Raw genomic sequence first — 13,809 nt, forward strand, 5'->3', positions numbered from 1 at the left:
ACCGACGGGTGGTTGAAACCAGCTTGCCGAGCGCTGATATGTCGTAACTGTTACTTGTCCGTGCAGTCAGGAACAAAAAAGCCGCCGGGAGTGGGCGAAGAAAACGGGCGACGATCAGGGGTTCCCTGTCCTTCTTAAGGCGGGGGACCGCCTTGCACGGGAGAGAAATGATTGAACGAAACGTCAGACATGAAAGACTTGTCGGCGTCGCACGCCGATGGATCAGGCAGCACGATGACCGCACCGCATGTCGCATTCGAGGAAGATCATCGTTTCCGGCGCGTTGTTGAATATGCGCCAAATGCGATGATTCTTGTCGATGCCAAGGGCCTTATTGAAATGGTCAATGCCGAAACAGAAAAGGTGTTCGGTTATACCCGTGATGAATTACTCGGCCAGCCAGTCGATGTGCTGGTGCCAGATCGGTTCCGCCATCATCATGCCGGGCTTCGCAACAGTTTCATCGCCGCCCCCGGACCACGGCCCATGGGACCGGGACGGGATCTTTATGCCCTGCGCAAGGATGGCAGCGAGTTTCCGGTGGAAATCGGTCTGAACCCGATTGCCGAAGGCGACCGTGTACAGGTCCTGGCCGCCATTGTCGATATTTCGGACCGTAAAAGCCGTCAGGAACGGCTGGAAAAATCCTTGCAGGAAAAGGAAATCCTGCTGTCGGAGGTCCATCACCGGGTCAAAAACAATCTGCAAATCGTTCACAGCCTGCTTGATATGCAGACCGCCAATGTGAAGGACGAACTGGCACGTGAAATCCTGCGCGACAGTTGCAACCGCGTCCGGTCCATGGCGCAAATCCACCAGACCCTTTATCAAAACGAAGATGTTTCGCGCGTCGATTTCAACTATTTCTGTGATGCGCTGATCAATTCGCTGTTGGTGACCTTCAACACCAATCCCGACCTCATCAGGTTTGAACGCGATCTGGGTTCGGTCTCGCTTCCGATCGGAACGGCTGTGCCATGCGGCCTGATTACCAACGAACTGATCACCAATGCGCTCAAACACGCATTTCCCGGTAACAGACAGGGCACAATAAGCCTTTCCGCCACCGAAATCGCCCCGAACCAGATCGAACTCAGCCTGATCGATGACGGGGTCGGATTCCCGGAAAGTTTCTGTGTCGACAGCAGCAGCGGGCTTGGCCTGCAACTGGTTGAATTGCTGACCGATCAGCTTGGCGGGACGCTTGATATGCACACCCGCAACCCGACCCGTATCACTATTCGCTTCACGATAAAGGATTGATGATCGCCATGCGCAAGCCGATCCATGTGATGATTGTCGAAGATGAACGGATCGTCGCACTGCATTTGCGTCAACAGCTTGCCCGGCTCGGTTATGACCGGACATCGGTCCATAGTGCCGGTATCAATGCCTTAAAAGCGATTGAAACCGATGCGCCTGACATCATTCTGATGGATATCCGGATCGACGGTGATCTTGACGGCATTGAAACCGCGGCGGGCATCCCCGAACATCTGATGATCCCGATCATCTATCTATCGGCTTATTCTGAGGATACAACCCTTGAACGGGCGCGCCAAACCCGGCCCTATGGCTTTTTGTTAAAACCGTTTTCAGAACGTGAACTGCACGCGACAATCCAGATGGCACTGGAACGCCGCGAGGTAGAGCTTGCCCTTCGTGAAAGTCAGGAACGGCTGTCGCTTGCCATGCATGCTGCCCGCATGAGCTGCTGGGAGGTGGATGTCAGTACCCGCAAAATGCACAGCACCGGTCTGGCACAGTTTTTACCCGACGAAAATCAAAGTGCAGAAACAATCACCGAAAGCTGGGAAGATTTTCTGCATCGTGTTGCATCCGATGATCGCGACATGGTTCGCAAGGCATTCGAATATGCCGTTCTGCATGGCGAATTCTACGACGTCGTTTTCCGCGGTCAGCAAAGCGAAGGCACCCAAAGCTGGTTCCGCGCACGCGGCAAGTCCTATATCAATGACCGCAAGGGCACCCAACGGATCATAGGCGTGATGCAGGACATCACCGATCAACGTCTGACCAATGACAAGCTCCGTCAGGCGATGACAGTATTTGAAACCACCCAGGATGGCATTCTGATACTGGACCCGGACCTGAACATCACCAGCGCCAATCGTTCCTATTGCCAGATTACGGGCGCAGACCCGATGAACGTTGTCGGCAACCCACCCTATATGATCGTGCCAGAAGCCTTCCCGCCCGCCTTTTATCAGGAACTGTTCCATACGCTGCGCACACGCCGCCAATGGCACCGCGAAATCGAAACCCGGGACATGTCGGGCAATCCGATTTCCATCATGATGCAGATCATCGCGGTCGAAGACGACGATGGCGTCCTGACCCATTTCGTTGCGATGATTTCGGATCGCACCGCCATCCGACAGGCCGAACAGGAACTGCATTATCTGGCCCAGTATGACGGCCTCACGGGCCTGCCCAACCGGCTTCTGGCAACCGACCGACTGAACCGTGCGATTGAACGCTGTGAACGTACCGGGTCGGTGGTCGCCTGCCTGTTCCTTGATCTTGATGACTTCAAGAATATCAACGATACACTTGGCCATGCCGCCGGTGACCAGGTTTTGCTGATTGTTGCGACCCGCATCAAGGCACTGACCGATCGAACCGATACCATCGCGCGCCTTGGCGGGGACGAATTCCTGATTATCCGCGAAAACATGCATAGCGAGGCCGCCGCAGGCAACCTTGCCAGCCACATCATTCATGAACTGCAAAAGCCGTTCTACATCCTCGGCCATGAACTGACATTATCGGCCAGCATCGGCATTGCCCTTTATCCCGAAAACGCCCATTCACCGCAGGATCTGATCCGGCTGGCCGACACGGCAATGTATGCCGCCAAGGATCAGGGGCGGCGCACCTATGCGTTTTATAAATCGGAAATGACCGAAAGTGCCACGCACTATATGACGCGCAGTCTGGAATTGCGTCGCGGCCTGGAAAAGGGTGAGCTGACACTTTATTATCAGCCGCAAGTCGATGCAGAAACCGGCGAAATGTCTGGTGCCGAAACCCTGATCCGATGGAAACATCCTCAAAACGGTATTCTTGGTCCGGCAGAAATCATCCCGATTGCTGAACAAAGCGGGTTGATTGTCGAAATCGGCCAATGGGTTCTTGAAGAATCCTGCGCACAGGCGCGCCGCTGGCAAGATGAAGGTTTTGATCCGATCCGCATCGCGGTCAATGTTTCAGTCCGCCAGATGCGCACACCGGGCTTTGCCAAAACGGTGCAAACTGTTCTGGCCAATACCGGACTTGATCCGAAATGGTTGGAGATTGAAGTCACCGAAAGCATGATCCAGGACGAAGATATCATGATCGATACCCTGCATGAATTGCGCGCGGTTGGCGTATCGGTCGCGATTGATGATTTCGGCACGGGTTATTCGTGTTTGCGGTCCATCAAAAGCCTGCCGATTGAACGCATCAAAATTGATCGCGCCTTTATCAAAGGCATTCCGCAAAATACCGATGATGCCGCCCTTGCCGAAGCCATGATTGCCATGGCACGGACCCTTGGCCTCAAAGTCACTGCCGAAGGGGTCGAAACAACCGCCCAACGTGATTTCCTGCATAGGCAGGGCTGTAACGAATTGCAGGGTTTCCTATTCAGCAAACCGGTCCCCGCCGAACAACTTTTCAAGTCCATCTACCCAAACACGAAAATTTCATAAAACAATCGCGTAGCCGCCCTGTTCAAATCAGATAATTATCACTTACCTAAAGTATAGGGTGCGTGGTACTATTCGCTAGTCAAAGCTGCTAAGCCTCTGAATCAAGCAGCACAGGGAAGGACCACCAAGAATACTTCAGAAGTATAGTGTTATCTGAGGGGACCTTGAAATGCGATTTTCCAACCTGTCTCTTGGCACCAAGCTGACTTTCGTTAGTGCGATTGCCATTGCCTTCTGCCTGATCGTGGGCATCTTCCTGCAAACGCTTGAAACCAGCAAGACAACCGAGGAACTGACCGTTGGCGAGGCGCGTTCAGTCGGCCAGTTTCACGCCGAGCAGGCAAGCCGCGTACTGAATGGTGGTATGCTGGTTGCCAAAAATCTTGCCGGTGCATTTCGCGCCCTTCGCGAACAGGGCGGAGCAGACCGCAAGGCTTATAACGAAATCCTCAATCGCACCCTGATGGATAACCCGTCCCTTGCCGGGGCGTGGTCCGGATTTGAAACCAACGCACTTGACGGCAAGGACGCCGATTACAAGAACGAAGGCGAACCGTTTGGCGACGGCACCGGAAAATACGTCACCTACTATTATAACTTCGGCGGCGGCATTACCCCCTATCACCTGACCGGGCTCGATAATCCCGAGGTCAATGAATATTACACCGAACCCAAACGCACCAATCAGCCTTATCTGACCGATGCCATCACCTATGACATTCAGGGTCGCGATGTGGTTCTGACTTCATTTGTCTATCCGGTTCAGGACAGCGGCGGAAAGTTCCTAGGTGTTCTGGGTGTAGACCTTGAACTCAATGCGCTTTCCGAACGGTTTGCAAAGCTTGCCCCGTTTGGCACCGGCACGGTCAATCTGGTTTCCGCACAAGGCACATGGGTCGCTCATGAAAATCCAGATATCCGTGGCACCAAACTTGATACTGCCAAAACAACCGATGCCGCCATTCTTGATGCCATGAAATCCGGCCAACCCCGTCAGATCGAAGATAATGAATTCATGCATCTGATCGTTCCGGTCGCCATCGAAGGATATCCCAATCAATGGGGTGTCGTGGTCAATGTGCCGCTTGAAACCGTTTTCGCCCCGGCCAATACCCTTCGCAATGCGACCCTGATTGGCGGCGTGGTGCTTCTGCTGGTGGTAATCGCGGTGATCCTGCTATCGACCAATGCCATGGTCGCCCGCCCGATGACCCGCGTTGCCAGCGTGATTGCCGATCTGGAAAAGGGCAATTTCAATGTCACGGTCCCCTATCACGACCGGTCGGATGAAATTGGTGCCATTGCCAAGGCGCTCGAAGCCTTCAAGGAAGCATCCGCCGGCATGCAGCAGGCCGAACGTGATAAACGCGAAGCCGAACATCGCGCCAGCGAAGAGCGCAACCGCACCCGCCTTCAGATGGCTGACGAGTTCGAAAAATCGGTCGGCTCCATCGTTGTAAAAGTTACCGATAGCGCGGGCGACATGGAAAAGGTATCCCGCCAGATGCGCCGCGCGGCCGATGAAAGCTCCGAGCAGGCAACCGTGGTTGCCGCTGCCGCCGACGAGGCCAGTGCAAATGTCCAGACCGTCGCCTCGGCGAGCGAGGAACTTTCCGCTTCCATTCAGGAAATCAGTTCGCAGGTCGCACGATCATCGGAAATTGCCAACAATGCGGTTGATGAAGCATCGCGTGCCAACGCCATGGTTACTGGCTTGGCCGAGGCCGCTGATCGCATTGGTCAGGTTGTCAGCCTGATCAATGACATTGCGTCCCAGACCAACCTTCTGGCGCTGAACGCGACCATCGAGGCCGCTCGTGCGGGCGAAGCTGGCAAAGGTTTTGCCGTCGTCGCAAGCGAGGTCAAAAACCTTGCCAATCAGACCGCCAAGGCAACCGAGGATATTGCCCAACAGATCGGATCGATCCAGTCCGAAACCCACAACACCGTGGGCGCGATTGAAAAGATCACCGAAACGATTTCAAACATCAATGAAATCACCGGCGCGATTGCCGCCGCAGTTGAACAACAGGGCGCTGCCACGGCCGAAATTTCGGGCAATGTCCAGCAGGCTGCCGCAGGCACGAACGAAGTATCCTCCTCTATCGGGATCGTGCGCAACACGTCCCAGCAAACCGGCGAGGCCGCGTCCAACGTCCAGGCCGGGGCAACCGAACTGGCCGAACAGGCGCGAAACCTTGACACGCAGGTCAAAAACTTCCTTGACCGGTTGCGTCACATATAAAGGTTTCTGGCTTAAAAACCAGCAAGGGCGGCATTTTCGAATGCCGCCCTTTTTCATGCGCCAATCCGGTATGGTTCTATGAAACCCTCCCCATATGGGGATGTTGCCATGCCACCCTTCCGAATATCTTGAATAACATACGGAAGCTCTTAAGTAGAAAAACAAGTGGTATCTTTCGCGAGGGATTAGAAATGCTTGGATGGGTGTGGAAATCAAATATTTCGCAACGCATGTACAGTCTGGCTGGCTGGTTACTGCTAACCGCCTGTTTGCTTGGCGCGATAGCCACTTATAAAATGACCGTGATCGGCAACGAGCTGGAACAGGTTACCGCCCGGGACCTGCCGCTGACACTGATGCTTGAGAAAATCACACAGCATCAGCTCGAACAGGCCATCCTGATGGAAAAATCGCTGCGTTTCCAAAACGTTGACGCTCATAGTGAAAGCGAAAGCGATATTCGTGTTCATTTCGAGGAAATTTCAAACCAGTCCGATGCGGAACTCCGCGAAGCAACCAATATGGTCAAAACCTACCTCGCCAAGCTTTCAAATGACGCCGATCGGGCAGAGTTTGCAGCAGTCGAAGCAGCTCTTTCGCGTATAGAAACAGACCATCGCACTTACGAAGCGAATGTCGCAGGCATTTTCAAAGCGCTTGATAACGGTGCAAGCCCGGCCGACGTCGCAGATACTGTCATCGCGACCGAGAAATTGCAAAACGGCCTTGATGCCGCAATCGAAAACCTTGTCGCCGAGGTATCGAGCTATACCAAAACATCGATGAACAAGGCACTGACCGATGAACAGATGGGCAAAACACTGGTCACCACCCTGTCGGCAATCGCCCTTGTGTCGGGAACTTTGCTGGCATGGCTTCTGGGGCGTTCGATCACGCTGCCTTTGCGTCGACTGACCGATGCGCTTGGCGATCTGGCCCAGGGCAAGCTTGATACCCCGGTTCCGGTTTCCAAATTCCGCGACGAAGTCGGCGACATGGCCGACGCGATGCGGGTATTTCAGGCTGATATGGTCAAGGCCCGCGAACTCGAAGCCCAGCAGGAAGCCCAGCGCCAGCGCGATGAAAAGCGCCGGGCGGAAACAGACCGGCTGGTCAAGGATTTCTGCGAAACCCTTGTTGAAACCTTTGCCGATATCGTGAAAAGCGCCAACGAGGTTCTCGCGCGTGCCGAAACCATGCAAAGCCAAAGCAGGCAAGCAGGATCGCTTGCCGGTGCTGTCGCGACCGAAGCAGAGGAGTCATCAGCAAGTGCGCAGTCGCTTAGTGCCGCAACCGAGGAAATGGTCGCCGCTATCGACGAAATCTCGTCCCAGATCACCCAGTTTTCCGGAATTGCTCACAATGCGGTTGAACATTCCAACACTTCTCAAACCGAAATGCGTAACCTTCAGGAAGTTGCAGAAGAAGTCGGGCAGGTTGTGCAACTGATCACGCAGATTGCCGATCAGACCAACCTTCTTGCGCTTAACGCCACGATTGAAGCGGCGCGTGCTGGTGACGCGGGCAAAGGATTTGCCGTGGTTGCAGGCGAAGTCAAAAGCCTTGCCAATCAGACAGCCAAGGCCACCGAGGAAATCACCCGTAAAATCGAACGCATTCAAAGCGTATCGCGCAATTCAACCAACGCCATCACCAATATCGGCACGGTGATCAACAGCATCGATAATTATGTCACTGCTATTGTCGGCGCCGTTGAAGAACAGAACGCGACAACACGCGAAATTGCCCGAAATGTCGATTTCGTTTCTGAAAGTGCCAAACGCGTTTCGGAAAATGTTACAACGATTCAGTCCAGCGTTGCCGATGTTGGCAGCAGTGCCGTTACGGTGCATGACAATGCCGACCACACAGCCCACCAGGCCGATTTCTTAAACAGCAGGATCAGCGATTTCATCACCGCGATGAAGCGCGTGCAGGGTGACGGCATGAATGCCAAAGGCCTCCCGACGCAATACCAAACCTCCATGCTTCGCGCCGCCGAATAACCCGATAGATACGGTTAAGCCGATCACCTAACAGGCCGGAATTTTTCGGCCTGTTTGCATGACACCCCTTGCATCACCTGGACAATCAGGCAAAGCTTGTGCCATCGCAACGCGTTAAAGGACCATGCACATGCTGCCGATCCCCCTTACCGTCTTTGTGACCGGCATTTTTGCCCTGATGCTGATCGCTCTGAGCCTGAATGTTTCCCTTCGGCGACGCGACCTTAAACTGGCCCGTGGCGATGGCGGCGACGAAGCCCTGCAACGCCGCGTTCGCGCGCATGGCAATTTCATCGAAAACGCACCGTTCTGCATTTTCGTCGTGTTGGCCCTCGAAGCCGTTCTGGCAACATCCGGCATCATCTGGCTGGTCGCCGGAGCCTTCATTATTGCGCGTATTCTTCACGCTTGGGGCACCCTGAGCGCATCCCTTGCGCTGATCGCCCCCGCCATGCTGATACAGCATGCTGTCATGTTCTGTGCTGCGATCTGGCTTCTGATCCAAAGCATCTGAAAGACGGGCCAGCTCGAAACAACCTTTGATTTAACAATCAACACAAAAAACAACACATCGGATATTACCCTCCCCATATGAGGATATTGCGATAAGCGGAAACATCTATACTTCCGCTTAGTCAATTCACCTCGGTCCTGCTGGCACACCCGGCAGGCCAATGTGGGGAGGGAAAGTTCGATGATCGTAGCAATCAGGAAATTGCGGATTTCGCACCGCCTGTTCAGTCTGGTCGGGGTTTTGATTTTATCGACCTGCCTGGTTGGCGGGTTTGGCGTCTATACGATGACCAAGATCGGCCATGAGCTGGAAGAAGTTGCCGATCGCGACCTGCCGTTAAACGCCCTTCTGGAAAAAATCACGCAGCACCAGCTTGAACAGGCAATCCTTATGGAACGCGCCCTTCGGATCGGCAGGGTATCCGCACATGACGAAGCTGATACCTTTGAGACAGTCCGTCACCATTTCGAAGAAATCGCAGCTCGCACCGATGCCGAAATCGCATCCGCCCGTATAATGGTTGCCAAATTTCTGGAGACCTCCCTTTCAGATGAAGCCCGACTGGAATTCGACCTTGTATCGGGCGCACTGGATCGTATCGAAGCCGAACATCGCGCTTACGAAGAGCATGTCGAAAACATCTTTGACAGCGTTGCCAACGGCGATATCGAAAGTGCCGCGCTAATTAGTGCGGTCATCCGCACAGAGAAAGAACAGAAGAACCTGAACGCCGAAATCGAAAATCTGCTCAACCAGATTTCAGGCTTCACTCGCACATCAATGAGTACGGCTCTTGCCGATGAACGCAATGGCAAGATGATGATTGCCATCCTGTCTTCTCTGGCGACCATGCTTGGCATTCTGATGGCCTTTCTTTTGGGGCGCAGCATTTCTGTTCCGATGAAACGCCTGACCCTAGCACTTGGCGAACTTGCAGATGGCAAGCTCAACACGCCAGTACCCAACAGCCATTTCGAAGATGAAGTTGCCGAAATTTCTGTAGCGATGAAGGTTTTCCAGGAAAACATGATTCGGGCGCGAGAACTTGAAGAAGCTCACAAACGGATCGAGGAAAAACAAAAGCAGCGCCAGGCTGAGCGCAACCATCTGGTTGGAGTTTTCGGCTCCTCCATCGGGGCGGTCTTTGGCCGTATCCTCGGCAGTTCCGAAGAAATGGTCAAACGCGCCAATACCGTTAACACCAATTCGGGTCACACCAATAACCTTGCGGCATCTGTTGCGACCGAGGCCGAGGAATCATCGGGCAATGCGCAGGCACTGAGTGCTGCCACTGAGGAAATGGTGGCTGCCATTGGTGAAATATCGTCGCAAATCACCCAGTTTTCCGACGTCGCGCGCAATGCTGTTACCTATTCGGAAACCTCAAAAAACGAAATGCAGAGCCTGCAAACCGTTGCAGATGAAATCGGACAGGTGGTGCAACTGATTACCCAAATCGCCGAACAGACCAATCTTCTGGCGCTCAATGCCACCATCGAAGCTGCACGAGCAGGCGACGCAGGCAAGGGCTTTGCTGTGGTTGCGGGTGAAGTCAAATCGCTGGCCAACCAGACGGCGAAGGCGACCGAGGAAATTTCGGAACGCGTCGCCCGCATCCAGCAGGTATCCCATAGCTCGGCCGAGGCGATTTCAAACGTCTCCGGGATCGTCGACAGCATTGATCAATATGTATCCGCCATCGTCGGTGCGATCGAAGAACAGAACGCTACGACGCAGGAAATCTCGCGCAGTGTTGATTTCGTATCTGAAAGTGCGCGTCGTGTTGCCAGCAACATCACCGGCATTCGGGGGCGCATCGAAGACGTCAAATCCGACGCAGAGGAAGTCAACAGTGCCGCAAACACCACCGCAGGCGAAGCCGCCCTGCTTAGCCGGGAAGTCGAAATCTTCCTGCGCGCGATGCAAAGCAACGATGTTGACGATGACACCTATGAAAGACACACGATTTCGATTGATGCCCGTACATCGGGTGAAGATGGTGACTGGCTAGGCAGTGCCACAGAAATTTCCTGCGCTCATCTGGTGGTGCGCCCGGCCCTTTCGGTAACGCCCGGCGAAATCGTTGATCTGCACCTGCAAAACGTGCCCGACGCATTGCGCGCCCGTGTTGCTCGTCAGGAAGGCGATTGCAGCGTCCTCCAACTGCCGCTGGATACCGATCACCTGGCAAAAATGCGCCAGCATGTTCGCAAACTGGTCGCCTGAACGTCTTCTCTTTGCCTCCCTGCTGTCCCTGACAGCAAACTTGGCGCGATATCCACCAGGACATCGCGCCCTTTCTTTTTCTGCGCTATGATGTCTGGTTGATGCATCCAATGCCGGGCAGGAATATGAACCAGACGCAATCCTTCAGAATAAGCCGATTTGACTCCGGCACAATTCCCACACTGGCCGCTGACCTTTCGACCAAATTCGCATGCTATCCCGACGATGCCCGCTCGGCGTTAATGACAATTCGCGGGTGGATTTTCGAACTGGCGGCAAAGATCCCTATCGGAACGATTACGGAAACCCTGAAATGGGGGGAACCGGCATGGGTAACGCCCTCCGGGTCGGGGACGACCATCCGGGCCGACTGGAAACCAAAGGCACCCGACCGGATCGCCATTTACGTCAACTGCCAGACCGACCTGATTGATCGGGTCCGTAGCCATTTTGACGAGGTTCTGGAATGCCAAGGAAATCGGGCGATCCTGCTTGCGCTGGATCGCCCGTTTCCCGAAGAAGCAATTAAAACCGTGCTTGGCTGGGCGCTGACTTATCATCAGGACCGGCGCAAACCGACACCCAAACGCTAGTCGCCGCTTGCTTGAACGTTTTCATCGCTATTTCCGCGATGCATTTGCCTCAAGATTGTCCCGCAACTGGCCCAGATCATCGATCAGGCGTTTGATTGTCGAAAGATCAAGTTCCGCCACCTCGCCAACACAACGCGGTACATCAAGTGCCTTTTGCCGCAATTCCCTGCCCGCTGCTGTCAGGGTAATACGTACGGAACGTTCATCCTTTGGATCGCGGGTACGTTTAACCAGTCCCGCCGCCTCAAGCCGTTTAAGCAAAGGCGTCAAGGTGCTGGATTCCAGAAACAGCTTTTCACCAATGCTGCGAACCGGCTGATCATCCTGCTCCCAAAGGGTCACCATCACCAGATATTGCGGATAGGTGAGCTCAAGCGCGTCAAGAAGCGGTTTATAGATACGGTTAAACGCATGACTGGCCGCATAGACAGAAAAGCACAAGAAGTTTTCAAGCCTGAGCGGATTGTTATCATGATTGTCCATAGTGGCGTTCTCCTTTGTCCTATCGGGCCGGGTCGACGGGCAGTCACTGGGGGCTGCTTCTGCGGCTCGTAACACGGCCGATTTCAAATCAAACCCATATAAATATATCGCACACGATTTAATTACAAGCGATTTAATTGCATAGCTCATATTCTCAAATTTATATCGTGCACGATTAAATCGCATGCTATCTCACAATCATCGAAACGGAAAACGCCGCACAGCGGCACCACCCAGACAGCCAAAAGGAACAAGATCATGAATACATTCAAAACGACTGTTGCCTCCGCTGCGATTGCTCTGGCAGCAACCCTGACCGCCACGACCGCATTGGCAAATCCGGTTCTCGAAAATAACACCCAGAACTTCATCAATGCTCTGACCGCTTCGGGCGGTGCGCCGATCTACACGCTCAGCCCGGCTGATGCCCGCAATGTTCTGGCCGGTGCACAAGCAGGCCCGATTGCAAAACGCGCCGCCGATGTTACCGATACCGTATTCCCTGTCGGTCCGACCGGCGAAACCCGGGTCCGGATCGTCCGCCCCGAAGGCAACACCGACCGCCTGCCGGTTGTCGTCTACTTCCACGGTGGCGGCTGGGTTCTGGGGGATAAGGAAACCCACGACCGTCTGATCCGCGAAATCGCCGTACAGGCAAATGCTGCCGTCGTCTTCGTTGATTATGAACGTTCACCCGAAGCCAAATATCCGATCGCGATTGAACAGGATTATGCCGTCACCAAATATGTCGCCGATCACAGCGAACAGCTTAACGTCGACCCAACCCGTTTGGCGATTGCCGGGGACAGTGTCGGTGGCAACATGACCGCGGTTGTTTCCTTGTTGGCCGAGCAGCGCAAAGGCCCTGAAATCATCGCCCAGGTCCTGTTCTATCCGGTGACTGATGCGAATTTTGACAACGGATCCTATACCGAATTTGCCAACGGTCCTTGGTTGACCAAGGCGGCAATGGAATGGTTCTGGAACCAGTACCTGCCCGAAGGTACGGACCGCACCGATCCGAAAGTTACGCCGATCCACGCCCCGCAGGAATTGCTGGCCGGACAGGCACCTGCCCTGATCATCACCGATGAAAACGACGTGCTGCGTGATGAGGGCGAAGCCTATGCCCGCAAACTCAGCCAGGCCGGGGTGGATGTCACCACGGTTCGCTACAACGGCACGATCCATGATTTCGTCATGCTCAATGCCGTCGCCGACACCCCGGCTGCCAAGGCCGCAACCGCCCAGGCCAGCCAGTTCCTGAAGAACGCCTTCTACGGCGAATGATCTGAACTTTTTGCAACTTCTTTCGGGGGCGCGGTTGCGCCCCCGCCCACCCGCCGACATATCACTTGAGGCACAACCGAACCAACGCCCTGATCAGCCGGGTTATCGAAACCTTCGAACCATCACGTTCAAACAAAGGAAGAAAACCATGTCTGTAGATGTCAAATACCGCGCAACAGCAAGTGCAACCGGTGGCCGTGACGGCCGTGCGAAAACCGAAGACGGCAGCCTCGATGTCAAACTGACCACGCCCAAGGAACTCGGCGGTGCAGGTGGCGAAGGCAACAACCCCGAACAGCTTTTCGCGATGGGTTACTCGGCTTGTTTCATCGGCGCGATGAAATTCGTCTCCTCTCAGGGCGGCCCGAAAGTTCCGTCTGATGTTTCGGTCAAGGCTGTTGTCGGCATCGGCCCACGTGCGGCTGGCGGTTTCGGCCTTGCGGTTGACCTGCATATTTCGCTGCCGGGCCTTGATAAGGCCGATGCGGAAAAGCTGGTCGAAGAAGCCCACAAAATCTGCCCGTATTCCAACTCGGTCCGCGGCAATGTCGATGTAACCTCGCACATCGCCTGATCGAAAAATGCCTCCTCTTCGGCACGGAACCTCCCCTGATCCGTATATGCCGAAGCCAAGCCCGGTGCATCTCCCCTGCACCGGGCTTTTATTTGTCGGCATTTAACAGTTGCCCGATGCGGCCTCTGCCCCGATGATCCGTGGCAGCAAAAATATCGCAAA

Annotated in this window: 10 protein-coding genes; 9 read left to right on the plus strand and 1 reads right to left on the minus strand. The window is 54.5% G+C overall.

The window, feature by feature from the left end; genetic code table 11:
* Positions 1-171: 171 nt before the first annotated feature.
* The 7 genes from TH468_RS01290 (at position 172) to TH468_RS01320 (ending at position 11,300) form a co-directional block, all read left to right on the plus strand.
* Positions 172-1,263: a sensor histidine kinase gene (locus tag TH468_RS01290; RefSeq protein ID WP_246832180.1), complete on the plus strand. Its 1,092-nt coding sequence runs from the start codon at positions 172-174 to the stop codon at positions 1,261-1,263.
* Positions 1,263-3,716 carry an EAL domain-containing protein gene (locus tag TH468_RS01295; protein WP_085641884.1) on the plus strand — a complete coding sequence of 818 codons (2,454 nt, stop codon included), beginning with the start codon at positions 1,263-1,265 and terminating at the stop codon, positions 3,714-3,716. The genes TH468_RS01290 and TH468_RS01295 overlap by 1 nt, the downstream gene beginning before the upstream one ends.
* Before the next feature lie 169 nt (positions 3,717-3,885).
* Positions 3,886-5,961: a methyl-accepting chemotaxis protein gene (locus TH468_RS01300; protein WP_085641885.1), complete on the plus strand. Its 2,076-nt coding sequence runs from the start codon at positions 3,886-3,888 to the stop codon at positions 5,959-5,961.
* Positions 5,962-6,152: 191 nt separating this feature from the next.
* Positions 6,153-7,967: a methyl-accepting chemotaxis protein gene (locus tag TH468_RS01305; RefSeq protein WP_085641886.1), complete on the plus strand. Its 1,815-nt coding sequence runs from the start codon at positions 6,153-6,155 to the stop codon at positions 7,965-7,967.
* A gap of 130 nt (positions 7,968-8,097) precedes the next feature.
* A complete protein-coding gene (locus TH468_RS01310; RefSeq protein ID WP_085641887.1) occupies positions 8,098-8,481 on the plus strand; it encodes an MAPEG family protein in 384 nt (127 codons plus the stop codon).
* Positions 8,482-8,661: 180 nt separating this feature from the next.
* Entirely contained in the window at positions 8,662-10,707 is a 2,046-nt protein-coding gene (locus tag TH468_RS01315; protein ID WP_085641888.1) for a methyl-accepting chemotaxis protein, read from the plus strand.
* 125 nt (positions 10,708-10,832) lie between these two features.
* Positions 10,833-11,300, plus strand: coding sequence for a DUF1801 domain-containing protein (locus tag TH468_RS01320; protein ID WP_085642417.1), 468 nt, complete (start codon positions 10,833-10,835; stop codon positions 11,298-11,300).
* Positions 11,301-11,327: 27 nt separating this feature from the next.
* Here the strand turns inward: TH468_RS01320 and TH468_RS01325 are convergent, their stop codons facing one another.
* The gene (locus tag TH468_RS01325; protein WP_085641889.1) at positions 11,328-11,783 is read right to left on the minus strand and encodes a MarR family winged helix-turn-helix transcriptional regulator; all 456 of its coding nucleotides are present in this window, start codon (positions 11,781-11,783) and stop codon (positions 11,328-11,330) included.
* A 258-nt stretch (positions 11,784-12,041) separates the two neighbouring features.
* On the opposite strand from TH468_RS01325, the gene TH468_RS01330 reads away from it, so the two are divergent.
* Both TH468_RS01330 and TH468_RS01335 read left to right on the plus strand, forming a co-directional pair.
* Complete coding sequence (locus tag TH468_RS01330) at positions 12,042-13,073, plus strand: alpha/beta hydrolase (RefSeq protein WP_085641890.1); 1,032 nt, start codon at positions 12,042-12,044, stop codon at positions 13,071-13,073.
* Between the two features lie 148 nt (positions 13,074-13,221).
* A complete protein-coding gene (locus tag TH468_RS01335; protein ID WP_071240962.1) occupies positions 13,222-13,647 on the plus strand; it encodes an organic hydroperoxide resistance protein in 426 nt (141 codons plus the stop codon).
* Positions 13,648-13,809 lie beyond the last annotated feature (162 nt).

This window comes from Thalassospira sp. MCCC 1A03138 (assembly GCF_002115785.1).
Classification (GTDB): domain Bacteria; phylum Pseudomonadota; class Alphaproteobacteria; order Rhodospirillales; family Thalassospiraceae; genus Thalassospira.

What these genes read in the sequence shown, in the direction of transcription:
- TH468_RS01295 (WP_085641884.1), top strand. Translation starts at nt 1,263, where the DNA reads ATGATCGCCATGCGCAAGCCGATCCATGTGATGATTGTCGAAGATGAA.
- TH468_RS01300 (WP_085641885.1), top strand. Translation starts at nt 3,886, where the DNA reads ATGCGATTTTCCAACCTGTCTCTTGGCACCAAGCTGACTTTCGTTAGT.
- TH468_RS01325 (WP_085641889.1), bottom strand. Translation starts at nt 11,783, where the DNA reads ATGGACAATCATGATAACAATCCGCTCAGGCTTGAAAACTTCTTGTGC.
- TH468_RS01335 (WP_071240962.1), top strand. Translation starts at nt 13,222, where the DNA reads ATGTCTGTAGATGTCAAATACCGCGCAACAGCAAGTGCAACCGGTGGC.
- TH468_RS01320 (WP_085642417.1), top strand. Translation starts at nt 10,833, where the DNA reads ATGAACCAGACGCAATCCTTCAGAATAAGCCGATTTGACTCCGGCACA.
- TH468_RS01310 (WP_085641887.1), top strand. Translation starts at nt 8,098, where the DNA reads ATGCTGCCGATCCCCCTTACCGTCTTTGTGACCGGCATTTTTGCCCTG.
- TH468_RS01315 (WP_085641888.1), top strand. Translation starts at nt 8,662, where the DNA reads ATGATCGTAGCAATCAGGAAATTGCGGATTTCGCACCGCCTGTTCAGT.
- TH468_RS01305 (WP_085641886.1), top strand. Translation starts at nt 6,153, where the DNA reads ATGCTTGGATGGGTGTGGAAATCAAATATTTCGCAACGCATGTACAGT.
- TH468_RS01330 (WP_085641890.1), top strand. Translation starts at nt 12,042, where the DNA reads ATGAATACATTCAAAACGACTGTTGCCTCCGCTGCGATTGCTCTGGCA.